The following is a 21,708-nucleotide window of genomic DNA, read 5'->3' as shown; positions in this document are numbered from 1 at the left end:
CGTCACGACCTGCTGCGCCATCACGTCCGTCGCGTCCTGGTAAACCTTGTGCTCCGTCTTGACCATCACGACCTTGAAGACCTTGTTCACCTTTGTCCCCTTTAGGGCCTTTGATGTTGCCTTCTTTTTCCCAGTTGCCGTTATTCTTAACGAAGACGTCGCCTGTTTCTGTATTAACGTATTTATCGCCGTCTTTACCTTGATTTGNTTCNGGGTTAACTTTGCCGTTCAAGACGTCTTTNCCGTCGCGTCCATCACGTCCGTCACGACCTGCTGCGCCATCACGTCCGTCGCGTCCTGGTAAACCTTGTGCTCCGTCTTGACCATCACGACCTTGAAGACCTTGTTCACCTTTGTCCCCTTTAGGGCCTTTGATGTTGCCTTCTTTATCCCAGTTACCGTTATTCTTAACGAAGACGTCGCCTGTTTCTGTATTAACGTATTTATCGCCGTCTTTACCTTGATTTGATTCAGGGTTAACTTTNCCGTTCAAGACGTCTTTACCGTCGCGTCCATCACGTCCGTCACGACCTGCTGCGCCATCACGTCCGTCGCGTCCTGGTAAACCTTGTGCTCCGTCTTGACCATCACGACCTTGAAGACCTTGTTCACCTTTGTCCCCTTTAGGGCCTTTGATGTTGCCTTCTTTTTCCCAGTTGCCGTTATTCTTAACGAAGACGTCGCCTGTTTCTGTATTAACGTATTTATCGCCGTCTTTACCTTGATTTGNTTCNGGGTTAACTTTNCCGTTCAAGACGTCTTTACCGTCGCGTCCATCACGTCCGTCACGACCTGCTGCNCCATCACGTCCGTCGCGTCCTGGTAAACCTTGTGCTCCGTCTTGACCATCACGACCTTGAAGACCTTGAGCACCCTGGTCACCCTTAGGTCCTTGTAGCCCTTGTGGCCCTTGTGGTCCTGCAACTCCGGCTTCACCTTTTAGACCTTGAGGTCCACGAATGTTACCAATCTTATCCCAAGTTCCGTTTTCTTTCTTATAAACATCACCTGTAGTTGCATCGATATAAGTGTCGCCATCTTTACCATCATCTGCTGTTGGTACTTTAGGTCCACTTAATAATTCAGCACCATTACGTCCGGCTGCACCTGCTGCACCATTGGCACCGTCTGTACCATTATAAATTGGTTGTTTAGCAATTAAGTCATCTATACCTTCATCGTACCGACCATTACCATTGTTATCAAAGTACGCTGTAATAAGAGTACCTTCTCTTGGTTTTTCTGCTGGTGCTGTAGATGGGGCGTCTGCTAAAGCTCTTCTTACTCTTCCGCTTCTTTGATTGTTTAATCTTGCTGCTGCTTCAGCTAAGGCATTTAAGTCGATGGTTGGTGTACGTCCATCTTTACCATCTTTAATGTTAACTGTTACAGGTTCTTCACCAGGAATAGTAAATGTAATATCAGTACTACGGCCGTCTGCTCCACGAGCAGTTGTGATTTTTGGAGTTTTTCCGTCACGTCCCGCTGCTCCTGTTTCACCACGGTCTCCACGTTCGCCTTTTTCACCTTGCGCTCCGGTTAGACCACGTTCGCCTTGGTCCCCTTTTTCACCTTTAGCACCATCCGCAATTACAACTTCTTTTAATTTCTTATCAGAAGCATCTAATTCATTGTTTCCATTTTTATCGTAATAGAAGATAACTGTTGTTGTTTTATCTGCATCATTTCGTTGAGTCGCAACTAATGGACTTGCGCCATCGAAACCATCTCTTACAACAGTACTTGTAACATTACCTCTACCGTCGTTAATCGTGATAGTATGAGTGCCGTCATTTTTATTATCTTTAACGGTTACGGTTGGAGTTACACCGTCACGACCTGCCTGACCTTGGTCTCCTTTTTCACCTTTAGCTCCAGTTAAACCGCGTTCACCTCGGTCTCCTTTTTCACCTTTGGCACCTTGGGCTCCAGTCAGACCGCGTTCACCTTGGTCTCCTTTTTCACCTTTAGCTCCAGTTAAACCGCGTTCACCTTGGTCTCCTTTTTCACCTTTGGCTCCTTGGGCTCCAGTCAGACCGCGTTCGCCTCGGTCTCCTTTTTCACCTTTGGCTCCTTGCGCTCCAGTTAGACCGCGTTCGCCTCGGTCTCCTTTTTCACCTTTGGCTCCTTGCGCTCCAGTTAGACCACGTTCGCCTCGGTCTCCTTTTTCACCTTTAGCTCCTTGGGCTCCAGTTAGACCGCGTTCGCCTCGGTCTCCTTTTTCACCTTTAGCTCCTTGGGCTCCGGTTAGACCGCGTTCGCCTCGGTCTCCTTTTTCACCTTTAGCTCCAGTTAGACCGCGTTCACCTTGGTCCCCTTTTTCACCCTTGGCTCCATCTTTAATAGCAATTTTTTGAACAAGTTCGTCTACGCCTTCAGTATAAACACCATTTCCATCGTTATCAAGATAGAAAGTGAGGTTATTTGTATCACCAACTTTATTTTGATCAACACGTGGTTTTACTGTATCGATTAGCTCTTTAGCCACACCAATTTGCATAATACGTGGCTTAGCTTCTTTAGTAACAGAATTACTAATTGGCAATCCTAAAAGTGTTTCGTTACCAAATCGATGAACTTTATAGGTAATTTGACGTTGTCCTTTTTCACCTTCTCGAACTAATCTAGTTTGACCTTCTGGTAATTTACTAGTTGGAAGGTAGACTGTTTGGAAATCAATGTCTTCTGAAACAGTCTTATTATTAGTACCACCATAAGGGTTTGCATCCAAGTATAGTGGATTTGCTCTATGATAATAGTTGGAGTTGCTGTATGGGTCATTGCTAGTAGCGGCACCGCCACCACCTTGGTCCACGTTAAAAGTAACAGGTTTCAAACGAACAGACAAGTCACCATTTGGATTATTGATTGGCAAACTAAATCTGATTGTTTGTTCCGTATTTGTTGAAGTAGCAGAGGTCATACTGTATCCTGAGTGAGATACGTAGTTGGCACCTTGGCTAATAGGTTTTGATTGATCTCTTAACCTTGGAGTTGTGATTGTCGCATTGGAAGGATTTCCAAATCCATCCCCTTTATCCAAGATAAAGTTATTATTAACAAATTCGCCCGGACCAGAATATTTGATTGTGAAATTCAATTTATTACCTTGACGTACTGTTGTTACATCGTAATGAATTGAATTACCACCACGTGAGTTCCCGTAGCCACGGAAACTATAACTACGACCACCTTGGCTGATGTCTGAAAATGCAACTGTATTTCCAGAACCTGAGACAATTGGGTTGGCTGGATTGCTAGCCGCTCTAAAGCCACTATGACCTTTATCCAAGTCTTCCTTACGGATAGCTGGATTTTGGCGAGCATCAGAAAGGCTCAAACCTGGTTTCAAGATTTCATTAGTAGATTTTGGAGCTGAAGTTGTTTCTACTTTGGCAGGTGCATTAGTTGCTAAAACGCTACTATCAACAGCTGAACGGTCAGTCGTTGTTGCAACTGGCTTAGCTTCTTCTTTGGCTTCTGCTGTGTCAGCTTTCTTCACTACAGGAGTTTCTGATACAGTTCCTTTATCAGAGTTAGAACGAAGTTCTAGACCAATAATAGCCGATTGGATAGATGTCTCTGCTGCTGATATTTCAGCTTCAGATGCATCTGCTTTCCCAAGCAAGCTTTGACCAGCTTGGATACTTGCTTGCAAGTTAGCAGCACTTGCTTCTGTATATAACTTACTTTCTAATTTTTTAGCACGTGAAAGAGCTGTTAACAATTTTGACTTGTCAACAGCATCTTGATGACTTGCTTCTTTTTTGTCTTTTGCTTCTTCAACTTTTTCTGCTGTTTTAGTAGCTTCTTCAGTTTTAACTGGAGTCGTTTCTACTGGATTAGCTACAGTTGGAGCTGCATAAGTTGTTTCTTTTTTAGGTGTTGATACTTCTGCTGGTTTAGTAGCTTCTTCTACCTTATCAACAGAAACACTATTAGTTGCTTCAGGATGTTGTTCCTCCGCTTGTACTGATTGCGCATTGGCAGCAGTTCCCAAGACTAAGGCTGTCCCGAGCAAGACACTAGCCGCACCAAAGTGATACTTACGAATAGAGTATCGTTGTTGCATGCTATACCAGTCAAATGATTTCTTATGTGAATGTTTCATTTCAAACTCCTAGATAGTATTTTATAGTTTACAATTTACAACTATTTGAGCCATTAATCAATATTATCTATGAAATTAATATATCTGATTTTTGTACCATGGAGCCATATTTTTTTTTTTTTTTTTTTTGAATTTAATGTACATATTTTTAATTCTTGTTTTTTTGTACAACAGAATCATAATTATGATACAATATAATTTAGGAGGAAATTACCTACATGCGAAACCTTTTATCCACAAAAGATCAAAGACAATTACGCTTAATGGAAATCTTAATCCAGAATCGTAATTGGCTAAGATTACATGCACTTGCCGAAAAATTAGGATGTACAGAACGAATCCTAAAAAATGATTTAAATGAATTACGAACAGCTTTCCCAAATATTGACATCCAATCTTCCGTTAACGGAATTATGATTGATTTAGATGTTAACACTAGTCTGGAAGACGTTTATCAATATTTTCTAGCTCATTCCCAATCTTTTCAATTACTAGAGTATATGTTCTTCAATGAGGGGCTACCTATTTATCGAACAGTTGAAAATCTTCACTCAAGTAATGCCAACCTCTATCGATTAGGCCGAAATATTACAAAAACTCTATCATCACAATTTCAGATTGAATTATCTTTTACCCCTACTGCAATTCTTGGTAATGAAACGGATATTCGTTATTTTTTTGCCCAATACTTTTCTGAGCGCTATTATTTCCTAGACTGGCCTTTTCCAGACCTTCCTGAGGAGGATTTAACAGAGTTTGCTGATTTCTTCTATAAAATCACGAATTATCCAATGCGATTTTCAATTTATAGAATGTACAAATTGATGATAGCTATCAGTATTTACCGCGTCAAAAATGGTCATTTTATCGACTTACCAAATCATTTCTTCGATGAATACTACCCTCTTTTGATGAATATTCCAAATTTTGAGGAGCTACTTGTCCATTTCTCTGAAAAACTGGGACTTGAAATCACTCCAGATATCATCGCCCAAATTTTTATATCCTTTATTCAAAACAATCTTTTCTTAAATCCTCAAGAATTCTTCAACTCTTTAGAAGAAAACAGTGAAGCAAGATACTCTTACCAATTACTTAGTCAAATATTAGAAAGCCTATCAAAACAATATAAGATTACTTTTACCAACCACGATGAGCTGATTTGGCATTTACACAACACTGCTTTCTTTGAAAGACAGGAAATCTTTTCTACCCCAATCTTATTTGAACAAAAAGCATTAACGATTAAAAAATTTGAAGTTTACTTCCCAGACTTTATGGGAAGTGCGCGTCAAGAACTGGCTCAATACCGTCAAGCAATTGGACAGCATGACCATCCTGAACAGTTGGAACACTTGATGTACACCATCTTAACCCACGCTGAAAACCTCTCTACTCAGTTGTTAGAAAATCGACCACCTATCAAGGTTTTGATTATCAGTAACTTTGACCATGCTATATCCCTTACCTTTGTTGATATGCTTTCCTATTACTGTAATAACCGCTTCACCTTCGATACTTGGGATGAATTACAAACAAGTCCTGAGATTTTAAATCAGACAGATTACGATATCATCGTGTCTAATTTCTATATTCCAGGGATTACTAAGAAGTTTATTTGCCGAAACCATCTGTCAATCATGGATTTGGTTAATCACCTCAACACTTTATCAAATGAGATTCATATATCCAATACTTTATAAACTAAAAAGTCAGCAGGGTCCTGCTGACTTTTTCTCTTATCTGATTTCTATACTTCCTTAACAAAAACCAATTCCTGTGGCTGTGACAAATCTTCTCTGTAGGTAAACCCTGCAAAGCTTAAGCGACGAGCCTCCTCCACCGTCTGTACTTGATTTTCTATCAGGGCTGTCAGGAAGGCACCACGCGCTTTCTTTGAAATAGTTGAATGAATCTTCAGCTGACCACCTCTATCCTCCATGAATTTGAAGGTCACCATTTTTCCTCTGATTTCCTTAGAAAATACAGTCTCAAACTCGGATGACAAGAGAGAGAAAATTAGGTCTTCACCATTCATAGCTTCATCATAGGTTTGCTTCCAATGGCTCTTCAAAGTCTTACCTGCGACTTTTAACTTCATCAAAAAGTCCAAACGGTGAGGGGCTATGGGTGACAAGGCTGGTACGACTCCGTACAAAGCCGAAGTAATAAAGACATGATTTTCAAGATAGGCCTGTTCTGCATCGTTCAGTTTGTCTCGCTTGATGTGGCGGTACATGAGCCCATCAAAAAGTTTCAAGGCTGGGTAGTGTTGAGCAGTTTTCCTTTGCAAAGCTTGGATATTTTGAAATTCTTCCTTTGCCTTCTCAACTGATACCTTGTAAAAACTCTCCAATTGACTAACAGAATAGAGAGCCAAGGCATCCAGCACAGCCTGACTTTCTGGTCTTAAAGGAGTTGCCTCGATACTTGGCAAGTCTGTGTTCATTTCTTTTGCTGTTGGGATTAAAATTTTCATATTGATAGTGTAGCATATTTTTTAACCACAACCAAGGAATTCATCTGAAAAGAGACTGGGGAAAAAGGCATTAAAATTAAAAAATGCATAGTATCAGGAATTGAGAAATCTTGATACTATGCGTTTTATGATGGAAAGATTTACTTCATTTTTTCCTGAAATTGAGGTTTTGCCCAGCCTCTCCTCTTACTGAACTTTAAAGGTCTTGAGATAGTTGTCTTTTCCTACTTGACCTTCGAAGGTTTTACCATTTTCGAGGTAAGGCAGGTCATCTGATACAGAGGCCTTAACCTTGTAAATCTTGCCATCAACTTTAAAGAAGTAGACGGTGTCGCCCTTGATAACAGCTGATTTGAGGTCTGCTACCACACCCTTGATACTTTCTGTGGTTTCATTATCAATTTCAAGGTCGTTTTTGTTGGCGTACTTGCTGAGCAGTTCTTCCACAGTGGTGGCTACGATAACATTTTGGTACTCGACTGCGTCTACCAAGGCGTACTCTTTGACCAAGCCAGCATTGTCCTTCAAGCCCATGATGTAGAGAGGCTTGTCATTGATGTTGATGAGGATTGGGAAGGTTGACTTGTAGGATTTCTCCTGAACAGCACCTTCGGCTGATTCACGGGCTGATTCTTCGGTCGCAGAAGCCAAGCTATACTTAGTGATTTCTCCTGTCCGCATATTTTCAAGGATAAAACCAAGATTACTTTCATCTGCATTGGCCGACGTCACACCTGTGTAGAGGTAGATGTCATTACCGATAGACAAATAATTATATCCCTTGGTAGTCTGGGTCACGTTTTTCTTGGAAATCATAGCATTCCAGAAACCGTCCTTGTACTTGCCGTTGTAGTTAATTTGCTCGATGGTTTCCTCAGCTGGATAGACCCTGTCCACCCATTCTGGAACATCTGACAAGCTGTATTCCTTGGTTTCTCCATTTGTAGCATCCAAGATAATGACTGAAACAGGACGAGGAACCGCAAGCCCAAATTGCTTTTGGTAAACGGTTGCTACATAGAAAGGATTGCCCTCATCGTCCACCTCAAAAGATGGAGTTTTGAAGATCTTGGTTGGGTACTTCAAGCGCAAGTGACGCTTGACATCGCGGTTAAAATACTCCGAGTCCGAATACTTAATTGGTGTCTTCAAGTCCACCAAGTCCGCATTACCAGTTACCATGTCCACCTTGATATACTCGCCGATTCCCTTGGCTTGATTATTAAACCACTTGATAGGATCTGCGTATTCTAAGGGTGTAACCCGATAAGGCTTCCCATCAATCGTCAGTTGGGTATAGGTATCTGCCGCTACGTATTGCGACACCTTATCTGTTAGGGAACCCAAGTAGCGGTCTCCAATTTTTTCAGCAGTACTTCTATCTAAAATAGGAACCTTACTGGTATCAGTCTTAGGAAATTCACTAAAGTCTTTTTCAGTAACCGTGACTACATTGGCATAATTCTTAGCCTGAAAAATGCTGGAAGTCACCAAGGAAACCAAAGCTGCCAAGAGAAGAATTCCTCCAATAGAAGCTAAAAGGATTTTCCCTAACCGATTGATTTTGAAACCCTCTAGATTTAAGGCAGCTTCTGCCTTGCCGTGGCGCACATGAACCGTTTTAACCAGATTGATTCCCTTGCCAAAGCCAAATAAGACTGCTACAACCAGCAAATGTCCACAGAGGAAAAAGAGAAATTCCCAGCTGGTCAGGTTAAGAGGCGGTAAAAAGATATACCAGGTCGTTGCGATAAAAATAAGTTCAAAGACTATTCGTTTCATTTGCTTTCCTCCTAAATGATTCGTCCTTCCAAGTGATCCAGTTCATGCTGGCAAATCTGAGCTGGGAAGCCTGTCAAGGTAATGGTCTGTTCCTGCCACTTGCTGTCACGATAGGCAACCCTTATAGTTTCATAACGCCTAGTAGGTCTCACACCTACCAAGGACAAACAACCTTCCTCTGTCTCATAAGATCCTTCAGAGGACAGGAGCACTGGGTTAAACATGACCATAGGAACCAAGCCCAGATTAAAAATAATCACGCGCTTCTGCACCCCAATCATATTGGCAGCCAGACCGACACAAGTCTCACGATTTGCTAAAAGCGTATCCTGCAAATCTTTGGCAAGATAAAGGTCTTCCTGACTTGCCGGCTGAGATACCTGAGATAAAAACAAAATATCCTTCACAATTTTCTTTTCCACTTCTGCTCACTCCTCTTTCTTTTTACTATATTATAGCAATTATAGCACAAAAGCCGACAACTGCAAGCCCTTTCCCTCAACTGTAGCAAAAAGCCATCCGAAGATGACTTTTTCTTTTTAAATCGCATTCTTGTCAAAGCCAAGTTTGCGTTGGATAAATTTAACGATTTCGACGATGATAATCATTGAGAAGCTTCCAGCCATGACGATTCCCCATTGTGACAAGTCTAGTTTGGTTACGTGGAAGATTCCTTCAAGCGGTTCTACGACGATTGTTGCCATGAGAAGGATGAAGGATACAAAGATGGACCAGTTGAAGGTCTTAGACTTGAATGGACCAACTGTCAAGATGGATTGGTAAACAGATTTCACATTGTAGGCATGGAAGAGCTGAATCAAACCAAGGGTTGCAAAGGCCATAGTAAGGGCATCAGCATGAATGGCATGATTATCACCCACATGTACTGGATAAGCAATCGCAAGGCCATAAACACTCATAACAATAGCTGCTTGGAGTACACCTTGATAGATGATAGAACTCAAAACACCACCTGAGAAGAAGCTTGCCTTGCGTCCACGTGGTTTATGGTTCATGACACCAGGCTCAGCAGGTTCAACACCTAGTGCAATTGCTGGGAAGGTATCTGTTACCAAGTTAATCCACAAAAGATGAACTGGCTGCAAGACATCCCAACCAAACAAGGTTGATAGGAAGATGGTCAATACTTCAGCAGTATTGGCAGAAAGCAGATACTGAATAGTCTTTTGAATGTTTGAGAAGACCTTACGTCCTTCTTCCACTGCAACAATAATAGTCGCAAAGTTATCATCTGCAAGAATCATGTCAGAAGCCCCCTTAGAAACCTCTGTACCAGTGATTCCCATACCGATACCGATGTCGGCTGTTTTCAGAGCTGGCGCATCATTGACACCATCACCTGTCATGGCAACGACTTTACCTTGTTTTTGCCAAGCCTTGACGATACGAACCTTGTGTTCTGGAGATACACGGGCATAAACAGAGTATTGACCAACTACTTTTTCAAAGTCTTCATCTGACAGTTCGTTGAGCTCAGCACCAGTTAAAACGTGTCCTTCTGTATCATTTGCATCGATGATTCCCAAACGTTTGGCAATAGCTTCTGCAGTGTCTTGATGGTCACCCGTAATCATGATTGGACGAATTCCCGCTTCCTTAGCCACATGAACAGCCTCAGCAGCTTCAGGACGTTCAGGGTCAATCATCCCAATCAAACCAGTAAAGATTAAATCATTTTCAAGCTCTTCAGAAGTGAGGTTTTCTGGAATGCTGTCAATAATCTTATAAGCACCTGCAAGGACACGCAAGGCTTGGTGGGCCATTTCAGAGTTGTTTGTATGGATGAGGTTTGTAACATTCTCATCAATCGGAGCAATATCCCCAGCTTTGTCACGAAGAACACAACGTTTCAAGAGTTGGTCTGGCGCACCTTTAACAGCTACGAGGAAGCGTCCATCTGCAAGTGGATGAACTGTTGACATGAGCTTACGTTCAGAATCAAATGGCAATTCAGCCACACGAGGATATTTGTCTAAAAATCCTTTGACATCGTAGCCCTTGTCCAAGGCATATTGGATAAAGGCTGTTTCGGTTGGGTCACCAATCAGGTTGCCTTCCACATCTATTTTGGTATCATTGGCCAAGACAACTGAACGAAGTAGGGGCATTTCAAGACCTAGTTCAATGTCATCAGCTGAGTCATGTAGGACTGCATCGTAGAAGACTTTTTCGACTGTCATCTTGTTCATAGTCAGCGTACCAGTCTTATCAGAAGCGATGATTTCAGTTGAACCAAGTGTTTCTACTGCTGGCAACTTACGAACGATAGAGTTTCGTTTGGCCAAAACTTGAGTACCAAGAGCAAGAACGATAGTTACGATAGCTGGGAGTCCTTCTGGAATGGCTGCAACGGCAAGCGCAACAGAGGTCATCAACTCACCAAGTGGATTTTTCCCTTGAATGAAGACACCCACTACAAAAGTAACAAGGGCAATGACCAAGATTGCATAGGTCAAGACCTTAGAAAGGTTGTTCAAGTTTTGTTTAAGTGGTGTATCTGTCTCATCCGCATCTTGAAGCATGCCAGCGATATGACCAACTTCCGTGTACATACCTGTATTGACAACAACACCAAGACCACGACCATAAGTCACATTTGAGTTTTGGAAGGCCATATTGACACGGTCACCAATACCAGCATCTGCAGCAAGTTCAACTGTCAAGTCTTTTTCGACTGGCACAGACTCACCTGTCAAGGCAGCTTCTTCGATTTTAAGAGAATTGGCTTCTAGCAAACGTAGGTCTGCTGGTACCACATCACCTGCTTCGAGGGCAACGATATCACCTGGTACCAATTCTTTAGAATTGATCTCAGCCATATGCCCATCACGAAGAACTCGGGCAGCTGGACTAGACATGGATTTGAGGGCTTCGATAGCTTCTTCTGCTTTTCCTTCTTGGTAAACACCAAAGGCAGCGTTGATGATAACCACGGCTAGGATGATAATGGCATCTGCGATATCTTCCCCACCAGAAGTCACAACTGACAAAATAGCTGCCGCAACTAGGATGATAATCATCAAATCCTTAAATTGCTCGATGAATTTGACCAGGATTGATCGTTTCTCGCCTTCTTCGAGTTCATTGTGACCAAATTCGGCAAGGCGCTTTTCCGCCTCACTTGATGACAAACCTTGCTCGGTCGCATCCACAGCCTTCAAGACCTCTTCAGGACTCTGAGTGTAAAACGCTTGGCGTTTTTGTTCTTTTGACATGTGTCTCCTCCTTGACATTGTGTGCAAAACAGACTCTCTTTTCCCATCGTATCTTTTCACGACAAACAAAAAGAGACCTGTTAATCATAACAAGTCTCGCTGTTTAAGATAGTGCCGGAAAGCATACTTTTCAGTATAAAATTCGGAATGACGACACTATCACAGGTTTCTGCCAGCTACTCCCTTGAGTAGTACTATTATACCAAATTTTGAAAAGTTTTCAAAGAGTAAAAACTGACTTATTTGAATTTTCCCTTGAAAACCAGTATAATGGTAGAATGCTATGTGACTAGAAAGGAAGTTGAATGAAGCAATCTATCTCAAATCTCAAGTTAGCTGAGCGTGGGGCCATTATCAGCATTTCGACCTATTTGATCTTGTCTGCAGCCAAATTAGCAACTGGGCACCTCCTCCATTCATCCAGTTTGGTGGCCGATGGTTTTAACAACGTATCGGATATCATTGGAAATGTAGCCCTCTTGATTGGGATTCGAATGGCGCGCCAACCTGCTGACCGAGACCACCGTTTTGGTCACTGGAAGATTGAGGATTTGGCTAGCTTGGTCACTTCTATCATCATGTTCTATGTTGGCTTTGATGTGCTGAGGGATACCATTCAAAAGATTATCAGTCGTGAAGAAACAGTCATTGATCCTCTTGGTGCCACTCTAGGAATCATTTCTGCAGCGATTATGTTTGTGGTTTATCTCTATAACACTCGCCTCAGTAAGAAATCCAACTCCAAAGCACTGAAGGCTGCCGCCCAGGACAATCTTTCTGATGCTGTCACCTCACTTGGTACTACCATTGCCATCCTGGCTAGCAGCTTTAATTATCCGATTGTGGATAAACTGGTTGCCATCGTCATCACTTTCTTTATCTTGAAAACTGCCTATGATATCTTTATCGAGTCTTCCTTTAGTCTTTCAGATGGTTTTGACGACCGTCTGCTTGAGGATTATCAAAAGGCCATCATGGAAATTCCCAAAATCAGCAAGGTTAAGTCTCAAAGAGGTCGTACCTACGGTAGCAATATCTACCTTGATATTACGCTAGAAATGAATCCTGACTTATCTGTTTTTGAAAGCCATGAAATTGCGGATCAGGTCGAGTCTATGCTGGAGGAACGTTTTGGAGTCTTTGATACCGATGTCCATATTGAGCCAGCACCTATCCCTGAGGATGAAATTTTAGACAATGTCTATAAAAAATTGCTGATGCGCGAACAATTGATTGATCAGGGAAATCAACTGGAAGAACTCTTGGCTGACGATTTTGTCTATATTCGTCAAGACGGAAATCAGATGGATAAAGAGGCCTATAAAGCCGAAAAAGACTTGAATTCAGCTATCAAGGATATCCAGATCACTTCCATCAGTCAGAAGACCAAACTCATCTGCTATGAGTTAGATGGTATCGTCCATACCAGTATCTGGCGTCGCCACGAAACTTGGCAAAATATCTTTCATCAAGAAACTAAAAAAGAATAGAGAAATCCTGTCATGAGACGGGATTTTTCTATTCTTCTAGCTATCAAAGTCACTTAGATACTCATAGCGTTCGTATTTTTCAAGGAGTGCTTCGTTTTTCTCATCTAGCTCTTTCTGAAGAGTAGCCAGTTTGCCAAAGTCAGAGCCGTTGGCCTGCATTTCCTCTTCAATAGCAGCGATACGGTTTTCCAAGGCTTCAATATCACCTTCAATACTTGCCCACTCCTGCTTTTCTTGGTAGGTCATGCGTTTCTTGTCTTCTCGAACCTTGACTACTTTCTCCTTTTCGGCCTTTTGCACCTGATTGACCAACTCTGTTTCAAAGGCTTTTTCATCAAGGTAATCGGTATAATGACCAAAAAAAGGACGAATCTTGCCATCCTCAAAAGCGAGAATCTTGGTCGCTACCTTATCCAAGAAATAGCGGTCGTGGCTAACTGTCAAAACAGGTCCTGCAAATCCTTGCAAGAAATTCTCCAAAACTGTCAAGGTCGCAATATCTAAGTCATTTGTCGGTTCGTCCAAGAGAAGAACATTTGGTTTTTCCAAGAGCAGTTTGAGGAGATAAAGACGTTTTTTCTCTCCCCCAGACAATTTCTCAATCAAGGTTCCATGCGTCGAACGTGGGAAAAGGAACTGCTCCAGCAACTCTGCAATCGAAGTCGTAGAACCACCACTGGTCTTGACCTCTTCTGCCACTTCCTGCAAGTAATTGATAACTCGCTTACTTTCATCCAAGCCCTCAATTTGCTGAGAGAAATAGGCAATGCGAACAGTTTCCCCTATCACAACTTGTCCTGCTGTCGGCTCAAGACTTCCTGCAATCAAGTTAAGGAGAGTGGATTTCCCAACACCGTTGTCCCCAACAATTCCAATACGATCTTTAGCCTGCACCAAGAGATTAAAATCTTGCAAAATAGCCTTGTTTTCATAGGCGAAGGAAACATCCTGAAACTCGATGACTTTTTTCCCAATCCGACTGGTTTCAAAGTTCATGGTCAAGTCTGTCTCAGCAGCACCTACTGAAACTTCCTTTTTCAGGTCGTGGAAACGATTGATACGAGCCTGCTGCTTGGTCGCACGCGCCTGCGGTTGTCTGCGCATCCAGGCCAATTCTTGCTTATAAAGTTGTTCCTTTTTGTGGAGAAGGGCCGCATCGCGCTCGTCCTGTTCCGCCTTAAGGCGAACATAATCCTGATAATTACCTTGATACTCGGTCAAGCCTGCTCGGTCCAACTCGAAAATACGTGTTGACAAAGCGTCTAGGAAATAACGATCGTGGGTGATAAAAAGGACGGTCTTCTTAGAATTTTTCAAAAAGAGGGTCAGCCACTCAATAGTCGCAATATCCAGATGGTTGGTCGGTTCATCCAAAAGCAAGAGGTCGTGATTACCAAGAAGAACTTGCGCCAACTGAACCCGTCTTCTTAGGCCACCTGACAATTCTCCAACAGGAGTAGATAAATCCTGAATCCCCAGCTTGCTAAGGACAGTCTTGACCTGACTCTCAATTTCCCAAGCTTGGAGAGAGTCCATTTCTGCCATGACACGTTCCAAACGAGCCTGCTTATCCTCACTATAGTTGAGCATGATCAATTCATACTCACGAATAAGCTGGATTTCCTTTAGTTCACTAGATAGAACCGTATCCAAGACCGTCTTGCTATCATCAAAATCAGGGTCTTGAGTCAAGTAACCAATCTGGTAGTCATTCTTAGCCGAAAAGGGACTAACATCCCCATCAAATCCAGAAACACCAGAAAGAACATCTAAAAGGGTGGTCTTGCCAGTCCCATTGACACCAATCAGACCGATTCTGTCTAGGTCATGGATGATAAAGGAAATATCCTTAAAAACGGTCTTATCACCGACGGATTTACTTAGTTTTTCAACAATAAAATCACTCATTTTTTCTCCCTCAAGTAAGCATGGATGGCTTGACGGTCATTTTCCAATTCTCCATCGACAATGGCATATTCAATCTCTGTTAAAATCTCTCCCAAGTCTGGGCCTGGTTGATAGCCATATTCCTTAATCAAAATGCCACCATTAATCTGAATTTCTTTCTTGTCATGAATGGTCAGACTCTGGTAGGTTTCTGTGATGGCTTGTGGGTTGACTGGTTTCCCTTGAGCATGACGAAGATTTTCAGCCTGTAAAAGCAAATCCAAGTCAAAGCGGTAACAATCTCGCTTGCTCAATTCTCCTTTTTCACGCAAGGCCAAAATAGTCAGTAAATCCTGTACCTGCTTGGCAAATTGACGTGAGGTCTTCCAAGCCTTCAAAAATGGCTGCGCATTTTCAATCTCCAAAGCCCACAGTAGAGCTGCCCAGGCTTGTTCAGAGGATTTAAAGGTGAAATCAGTCTCCAAATCAAACAGTCTATTAAGCTCGTCCTGGCTAGATGCCATATCAGGGAGATAGTCATAAGCTTGACTCTCAATCATGGAAGCCAAGCCCCTTCTCCAAAATGGAGCCAGCAAGAGTTTATCAAACTCAACGAAGGTACGCTCCACAGAAATTTTCTCCAAAAGTGGCGTCAAGGTCTTCATTGCTTTAAAGGTTTCTGGCTCAAGTTCAAAGCCAAGACTAGCCTGAAAACGAAAACCACGCATAATCCGCAGAGCGTCTTCGTTGAAACGCTCACTTGCCACTCCAACCGCCCTCAAGACTTGATTTTCCAAATCGTCTAAACCATGGAACAAGTCAACGATTTCTCCTGTCTCGTCCAAGGCAAAGGCATTGACTGTAAAATCACGGCGCTTGAGGTCTTCTTCTAGCGAACGAACAAAGGAAACCGCACTGGGTCTGCGATAGTCCACATAGACATCCTCTGTCCGAAAAGTGGTTACCTCATACTCCTCATCCCCATCTAAGACCAAGACAGTTCCATGCTCGATTCCGATATCGGCTGTTCGCGGAAAAATCTGCTTGGTCTCCTCTGGATAAGAAGACGTCGCAATATCCACATCATGGATAGGGCGATTGAGAAGGGCATCTCGAACAGAACCCCCAACAAAATAGGCTTCAAAACCTGCTTCTTTAATTTTTTCTAATACTGGTAAAGCCTTCTGAAATTCAGAAGGCATTTGCGTTAATCTCATAATAAGTGTTCTAATCCATAGACAAGCTCATGACGCTTGACAACTTCTTTAATTCCCAAATTCACCCCTGTCATGAAGGAGCTGCGATCATAGGAGTCATGACGAAGGGTCAATCCTTCTCCTTGATTGCCAAAGATGACTTCCTGATGTGCTACCAAGCCTGGTAAACGAACTGAGTGGATGCGCATGCCATCAAAGTCAGCACCACGGGCACCTGCAATCAATTCTTCCTCATCTGCTGCACCCTGCTGGATAGACTCTCGAACTTCTGCCATCAACTCAGCTGTTTTAATAGCTGTTCCACTCGGGGCATCCTTTTTCTTGTCATGATGGAGCTCGATAATCTCCACATTTGGGAAATATTTAGCAGCCTGCTTTGCAAATTGCATAAGCAAGACAGCACCCAAGGCGAAATTTGGAGCAATCAAACCACCCAAATCTTGGGCACGAGAGAATGCTTTTAGTTCTGCAATTTCTTCACTTGTGAAACCTGTTGTTCCAACTACTGGAGCAAAGCCATTTTCAAGAGCAAAGCGTGTATTTTCATAGGCAACAGCTGGAGTTGTAAAATCTACCCAGACATCCGCTTCAAAGCCTGCTAAATCAGCCTTATCCTTGAAAACAGGAATTCCTTGCCATTCTAACTCAGACTCAAAGGGATCCAAAACTGCTACCAAGTCCAAGTCTGGATCAGCCAAGACCATCTGACAAGCAGCCTGGCCCATCTTTCCCTTAAAACCAGCAATAATTACTCGAATACTCATCTCTACTCCTGACTAAGATACAAAGGACGATAGCTGCCCTTGAAAAATAGGGAATGACGCTGACTTTCCATGAAAGGCAAGACAGGCATCTTTTTTCAAGAGGCAGGTAGTCCGTGTTCAATTTCTAAGATACAAAGCCTGTAAGAACACAGAGTGAAAATAGGAGTTCTAATCAAGGAGTGTCTCCTCCTTGGAAGAACTATCTTTTTCACAAAGGGTTCCAGGCGTGTTCAATTATCAAGATACAAAGGGCCTTAGCTGCCCGTGAAAAATAGGGGATGGCGCTGACTTTCCATGAAAGGCAAGACAGGCATCTTTTTTCAAGAGGCAGGTAGTCCGTGTTCAATTGCTATTTCTTAACTAGCCTAGAAGCGCCAACTAAATCACTGGAATATAACCCAGAGCAATGCTTCCTGCTCCTAGGTGTGTCCCAATGACACTACCAAATGTAGCAAGTGAAATATCCGTACCCACTTCAGAATCTAGCAAGTGCTGACGCAATTCCTCAGCCTTTTCAGGAGCATTCCCGTGAATGACAATGATACGATATTGGCCTGAAGCTGTGACTTCCTTGATAATCTCAATTAAGCGCTTGGTTGCTTTCTTTTCAGTACGAACTTTTTCGTAAACTTCAATCACACCTTGGTCATTGAAATAGAGGATTGGCTTAATGCTTAGCAGATTGCCCAAAATCGCAGCTCCATTTGAAAGGCGTCCCCCTTTTACCAAATGATCCAAATCATCGACCATGATGAAAGCAGATGTGTGACTAATTTGAATAGCTAGCTTATCCTGAATAATGGCAAAGTCATCGCCCTGGTCTCGCCAGTTAAAGACACTTTCAACCATGATACCCAGAGGAGCACTTGTAATCAAAGTGTCTGGGAAGGCAATGGTTAAGCCCTCATAATCATCGACCATGTACTGGATATTTTGGTAAAAACCTGAAATTCCAGAAGATAGGAAAAGCCCCAAAGCATGGGTATAGCCTTGTTCTTTGAGCGAAGTTAGAATCTCATCTAACTTGGCAATACTCGGTTGACTGGTCTTAGGCAATTCAGAAGCCTGAGCCATTTTTTGGTAAAATTCCTCAGCAGTCAGATTGATACCCTCAACATACTCCTCACCATCAATATTGACAGGAATATCCAAGACATATAAATCTTCTCTTTGCAAGGTATCTGCACTGAGATAGGCAGAGGAATCTGTGATAACAGCTAATTTCATATTAGAACTCCAAATTGATTCCTGGTAAGTCTAATGCAATTTCAGTTACTTCGTAAGTCAAACGGTTGAGCATGTTCAAACATGGACGAGCCAAGGTTTCCACTTCTTCTTGGTTCAATTCACTTGGTTCGTTAACAATACGACCATCGATATGATTCACCTGTGAAATGGTTCCACTGATGACAAATTTATCAAATACAATCATAAAACTCAAGACAACAATCAAGGAAGTCACTTGATTTTCTTGGTCATGTTGAATTAATTGGAAGTTCACATCCACCTTAGTTTCAGGAGCTCCATTTTCATTTTCCCATTCAAAATTACGCGCATCAAAATGATACTGACTAACAAATTCTTGTTCACGTTTAAGATTCATGTCTTTCTCCCTCGGCTACAATATTATAAGCTATTGTACCATAATTTTTTATTTTCATCTAGTTTTCTAGGATTTAGTCAATCCCGATTTCAGCTCGAACTACATCTGCGATAGTATCAACATAGTAGTCCACTTCTTCTGTTGTAGGAGCTTCTGCCATAACACGCAAGAGGGGCTCTGTTCCACTTGGACGAACAAGGATACGCCCATTCCCTGCCATTTCTTCTTCCATCTTCTCGATGATATCCTTGATAGCTGGCACTTCCATAGCCTTTTCCTTCATAGCATTTTCCACTCGGATATTGACTAATTTTTGTGGATAGATGGTTACTTCTGCTGCCAACTCTGACAAGCTCTTACCAGTTTCCTTCATGATTTTTGTCAATTGGACAGCTGATAATTGACCATCACCTGTTGTATTGTAGTCCATCAAGATGACGTGACCAGACTGTTCACCACCGAGGTTGTAGCCTGATTTTCTCATTTCTTCCACAACATAGCGGTCGCCAACTGCAGTGACTGCCTTGTTAATGCCTTCACGGTCCAAGGCCTTGTGGAAACCAAGGTTGGACATAACAGTTGTCACAATTGTATTTTGGGCCAATTGTCCTTTTTCAGAAAGGTACTTTCCGATAATGTACATGATTTTGTCACCATCAACGATCTCACCATTCTCATCAACAGCAATCAAACGGTCACTGTCTCCGTCAAAGGCCAAACCAATCGCTGATCCGCTTTCTTTGACCACTTCTTGAAGGGCTTCTGGGTGGGTTGAACCAACATTAAGATTGATGTTAAGACCGTCTGGTGTTTCCCCGATAACCGTCAATTGAGCGCCAAGATCTGCAAAGATTTGACGGGCACTTGTAGAAGCTGCACCATTGGCCGTATCCAAGGCAACCTTCATTCCTTCAAGAGGAGTTCCAGTTGAAACAAGATATCCTTCATACTTACGCAAGCCTTCTGGATAATCTACCAAGGTTCCCAAGCCTTCAGCACTTGGACGTGGCAGAGTGTCTTCTGCAGCATCTAGCAGGGCTTCAATTTCTGCTTCTTTTTCATCATCTAGTTTGAAACCATCACCACCAAAGAACTTAATCCCATTATCAAGGGCTGGGTTGTGGCTAGCAGAAATCATGACACCGGCACTTGCCCCTTCAGTTTTAACCAAGTAAGCTACTGCTGGTGTTGCAAGAACACCAAGTTTGTAGACGTGAATCCCTACAGAGAGGAGACCTGCCACCAAGGCAGATTCTAGCATTTCCCCTGAAATACGTGTGTCACGTCCTACAAAAACTTTCGGTGCTTCCGTTTCATGTTGGCTAAGAACATAGCCTCCAAAACGTCCTAGTTTAAAGGCCAATTCTGGCGTTAATTCTACGTTAGCTTCTCCACGGACTCCATCAGTCCCAAAATATTTACCCATTTTTATAAAATCCTTTTCCTATTTTTAATTCGTTTTTGAACTAGTTGCTTTCGTTGACGAAGATGTCTCCGACGAACTGCTTGTTGTTGAATTTGATGTACTTGAACTTGGTGCTACTGGTTTTGTAGTCACCTTCATTGTTGTGTCGAACGGAGTAATAACTGCCGGTAAGACAACACCATTACGGTCGATTGCCTGCAAAGGTACCGAACCACTGTAATTACCTGTTATGCGTTCGCTGGTTGGTAAAAGTGCAATAATTTTGTCAATCTTAGCTAATGTTTCTTGGTCAGTTGTGACCGAAACGCGTTCATTTGACACGGTTACACTATCAAGTTGTAGCTTGGGATCAATCTGGCTTTGGTCAACTTGTGGCACAACAATCATCCCATCTCGTTTAACCTTCTTCCCAACTTTCACTGTAATCTTTTGAGGCGTTGCCACAGCAGTCAATCCACTTGGCAGATTTTCAATATTTAAGGGAACTTCAATTGTTCCAATACTGGCATCCGTCAAATCAGCAGTTACCTTAAACTTACGAGTGCTCTCCTGCATTTCGCTGGCCAAGGTCACACGATTAGCTCCGGTTAATACCACTGAAACTTCTGATGCAAATCCGCTAATGAAATACTGTTCATTATCATAGTGGATATCGATAGGAACGTTCGTTATCGTATTGGTGTAGGTTTCTGATTTGACCTGCCTTGCGGTATTGCTATTTTGAAAGTTGGTTGACGTTGCATAGATAAATAAGACACAAGCAAAAAAAAGAGATGAGATGATATATAGACTATTTTTTCTCATATTTCCAACCTCCTAGCAAACGGTCCTTGAAACTGACTTTTTCCTCAACAGCTGGCAAAAGAATTGCTCGTAGCTCTGCTTCAAATTCTTCAATCGTCAAATCATGCTTGAAAACCCCATTGTAGGTAATAGAAATACCACCTGTTTCCTCTGAGACGATAAAGGTCAAGGCATCGGACACTTCTGATAAACCGATAGCCGCTCGGTGTCTGGTCCCAAATTCCTTGGAAATCCCTGTGCTTTCTGTCAAGGGCAGATAGGCAGAGGTTACTGCTATTCGATTTTCTCTGATAATCACAGCACCATCGTGTAGAGGAGTGTTGGGAATAAAAATATTGATGAGGAGTTCTGCCGAAATTTTGGCATCCAAAGGAATCCCTGTCGCAATGTATTCTTGTAAGGTCCGAACTCGTTGGATGGCAACCAGAGCACCAATCTTACGAGGACTCATATATTCAACCGACTTGACAAAGGCACGGATCATTTGCTCCTCTGCACTAATTTGAGCAGTAGAAAAGAAATCTGTCGCCCTTCCCAAGCGTTCCAAACCAGTCCGAATCTCTGGAGAGAAGATAACAACCGCAGCAATAACCCCATAGGTGATAATTTGATTAATCAACCAAGAAATCGTTGTTAAACCAAGGATATTGGCCACAACCTGGGCTAATACAAAGATCACGACCCCACGCACCAAAATCATAATCTTGGTGCCAGCTATCGCTTTTGTAAAACGATATAAAATATAGGCCACAATCAAAATATCAAACACATTGATGGCAATACTCCAAGGACTAGAAAACAAGCTAGTCCAATATTGCAGGTTGGATAATTGTTGAAAGTTCATCTGCTGTCTCCTCTCTGTCCAAACACGTTCCTTTCTATTATACCATTTTTCTGGCATTTTTTTCC

General features: G+C 42.4%; 15 protein-coding genes. 2 read left to right on the top strand and 13 right to left on the bottom strand.

The window, feature by feature from the left end:
* Positions 1–4,111: pneumococcal collagen-like adhesin PclA (gene pclA, locus D8848_RS07135; RefSeq protein ID WP_125450660.1), on the bottom strand; the 4,111-nt coding region annotated here is incomplete at its 3' end.
* Between the two features lie 218 nt (positions 4,112–4,329).
* On the opposite strand from pclA, the gene pclR reads away from it, so the two are divergent.
* Positions 4,330–5,814: a virulence transcriptional activator PclR gene (gene pclR / locus D8848_RS07130; protein WP_125443944.1), complete on the top strand. Its 1,485-nt coding sequence runs from the start codon at positions 4,330–4,332 to the stop codon at positions 5,812–5,814.
* Between the two features lie 47 nt (positions 5,815–5,861).
* Here the strand turns inward: pclR and yaaA are convergent, their stop codons facing one another.
* From yaaA to D8848_RS07110, 4 genes are all read right to left on the bottom strand, one after another.
* Positions 5,862–6,590, bottom strand: a complete 729-nt coding sequence (gene yaaA, locus D8848_RS07125) for a peroxide stress protein YaaA (RefSeq protein ID WP_125443942.1) — start codon at positions 6,588–6,590, stop codon at positions 5,862–5,864.
* A 186-nt stretch (positions 6,591–6,776) separates the two neighbouring features.
* The gene (locus D8848_RS07120) at positions 6,777–8,372 is read right to left on the bottom strand and encodes a hypothetical protein (RefSeq protein WP_125443940.1); all 1,596 of its coding nucleotides are present in this window, start codon (positions 8,370–8,372) and stop codon (positions 6,777–6,779) included.
* A gap of 11 nt (positions 8,373–8,383) precedes the next feature.
* Entirely contained in the window at positions 8,384–8,794 is a 411-nt protein-coding gene (locus D8848_RS07115; RefSeq protein ID WP_033689143.1) for a peptide deformylase, read from the bottom strand.
* 117 nt (positions 8,795–8,911) lie between these two features.
* Positions 8,912–11,608 carry a cation-translocating P-type ATPase gene (locus D8848_RS07110; protein ID WP_125443938.1) on the bottom strand — a complete coding sequence of 899 codons (2,697 nt, stop codon included), beginning with the start codon at positions 11,606–11,608 and terminating at the stop codon, positions 8,912–8,914.
* 305 nt (positions 11,609–11,913) lie between these two features.
* Between D8848_RS07110 and mntE the strand changes: the two genes are divergently transcribed.
* Positions 11,914–13,098: a CDF family manganese efflux transporter MntE gene (mntE, locus tag D8848_RS07105; protein WP_125443937.1), complete on the top strand. Its 1,185-nt coding sequence runs from the start codon at positions 11,914–11,916 to the stop codon at positions 13,096–13,098.
* A 36-nt stretch (positions 13,099–13,134) separates the two neighbouring features.
* Here mntE and D8848_RS07100 read toward each other — a convergent pair whose 3' ends face one another.
* From D8848_RS07100 to cdaA, 8 genes are all read right to left on the bottom strand, one after another.
* Entirely contained in the window at positions 13,135–15,006 is a 1,872-nt protein-coding gene (locus D8848_RS07100) for an ABC-F family ATP-binding cassette domain-containing protein (protein WP_125443935.1), read from the bottom strand.
* The gene (locus tag D8848_RS07095) at positions 15,003–16,202 is read right to left on the bottom strand and encodes a CCA tRNA nucleotidyltransferase (protein WP_125443933.1); all 1,200 of its coding nucleotides are present in this window, start codon (positions 16,200–16,202) and stop codon (positions 15,003–15,005) included. Before D8848_RS07095 ends, D8848_RS07100 begins: the two co-directional genes overlap by 4 nt.
* Positions 16,199–16,966: a 4-hydroxy-tetrahydrodipicolinate reductase gene (gene dapB / locus D8848_RS07090; RefSeq protein ID WP_125443931.1), complete on the bottom strand. Its 768-nt coding sequence runs from the start codon at positions 16,964–16,966 to the stop codon at positions 16,199–16,201. The genes D8848_RS07095 and dapB overlap by 4 nt, the downstream gene beginning before the upstream one ends.
* A 378-nt stretch (positions 16,967–17,344) precedes the next feature.
* Positions 17,345–18,193: a DegV family protein gene (locus tag D8848_RS07085; protein WP_024057227.1), complete on the bottom strand. Its 849-nt coding sequence runs from the start codon at positions 18,191–18,193 to the stop codon at positions 17,345–17,347.
* A 1-nt stretch (position 18,194) separates the two neighbouring features.
* Positions 18,195–18,569 carry a DUF1149 family protein gene (locus D8848_RS07080; RefSeq protein WP_001050081.1) on the bottom strand — a complete coding sequence of 125 codons (375 nt, stop codon included), beginning with the start codon at positions 18,567–18,569 and terminating at the stop codon, positions 18,195–18,197.
* A gap of 73 nt (positions 18,570–18,642) precedes the next feature.
* Entirely contained in the window at positions 18,643–19,995 is a 1,353-nt protein-coding gene (gene glmM, locus D8848_RS07075; protein ID WP_125443929.1) for a phosphoglucosamine mutase, read from the bottom strand.
* Positions 19,996–20,019: 24 nt separating this feature from the next.
* Positions 20,020–20,799 carry a CdaR family protein gene (locus tag D8848_RS07070; protein WP_125443927.1) on the bottom strand — a complete coding sequence of 260 codons (780 nt, stop codon included), beginning with the start codon at positions 20,797–20,799 and terminating at the stop codon, positions 20,020–20,022.
* On the bottom strand, positions 20,786–21,643 hold the full coding sequence (cdaA, locus tag D8848_RS07065) for a diadenylate cyclase CdaA (RefSeq protein WP_024057224.1): 858 nt from the start codon (positions 21,641–21,643) through the stop codon (positions 20,786–20,788). The genes D8848_RS07070 and cdaA overlap by 14 nt, the downstream gene beginning before the upstream one ends.
* Between the last annotated feature and the right edge of the window lie 65 nt (positions 21,644–21,708).

Source organism: Streptococcus mitis, from assembly GCF_003942775.1.
Classification (GTDB): Bacteria; Bacillota; Bacilli; order Lactobacillales; family Streptococcaceae; genus Streptococcus; species Streptococcus mitis_CN.
The sequence above is the reverse complement of the archived record's forward strand: the minus strand, read 5'-3'. Positions and strand labels throughout refer to the sequence as shown.

Coding starts and splice junctions, on each gene's coding strand:
- yaaA (WP_125443942.1), bottom strand. CDS start 6,590: ATGAAAATTTTAATCCCAACAGCAAAAGAAATGAACACAGACTTGCCA.
- D8848_RS07095 (WP_125443933.1), bottom strand. CDS start 16,202: ATGAGATTAACGCAAATGCCTTCTGAATTTCAGAAGGCTTTACCAGTA.
- pclR (WP_125443944.1), top strand. CDS start 4,330: ATGCGAAACCTTTTATCCACAAAAGATCAAAGACAATTACGCTTAATG.
- D8848_RS07080 (WP_001050081.1), bottom strand. CDS start 18,569: ATGAATCTTAAACGTGAACAAGAATTTGTTAGTCAGTATCATTTTGAT.
- D8848_RS07085 (WP_024057227.1), bottom strand. CDS start 18,193: ATGAAATTAGCTGTTATCACAGATTCCTCTGCCTATCTCAGTGCAGAT.
- D8848_RS07110 (WP_125443938.1), bottom strand. CDS start 11,608: ATGTCAAAAGAACAAAAACGCCAAGCGTTTTACACTCAGAGTCCTGAA.
- D8848_RS07070 (WP_125443927.1), bottom strand. CDS start 20,799: ATGAGAAAAAATAGTCTATATATCATCTCATCTCTTTTTTTTGCTTGT.
- D8848_RS07100 (WP_125443935.1), bottom strand. CDS start 15,006: ATGAGTGATTTTATTGTTGAAAAACTAAGTAAATCCGTCGGTGATAAG.
- glmM (WP_125443929.1), bottom strand. CDS start 19,995: ATGGGTAAATATTTTGGGACTGATGGAGTCCGTGGAGAAGCTAACGTA.
- dapB (WP_125443931.1), bottom strand. CDS start 16,966: ATGAGTATTCGAGTAATTATTGCTGGTTTTAAGGGAAAGATGGGCCAG.
- mntE (WP_125443937.1), top strand. CDS start 11,914: ATGAAGCAATCTATCTCAAATCTCAAGTTAGCTGAGCGTGGGGCCATT.
- cdaA (WP_024057224.1), bottom strand. CDS start 21,643: ATGAACTTTCAACAATTATCCAACCTGCAATATTGGACTAGCTTGTTT.
- D8848_RS07120 (WP_125443940.1), bottom strand. CDS start 8,372: ATGAAACGAATAGTCTTTGAACTTATTTTTATCGCAACGACCTGGTAT.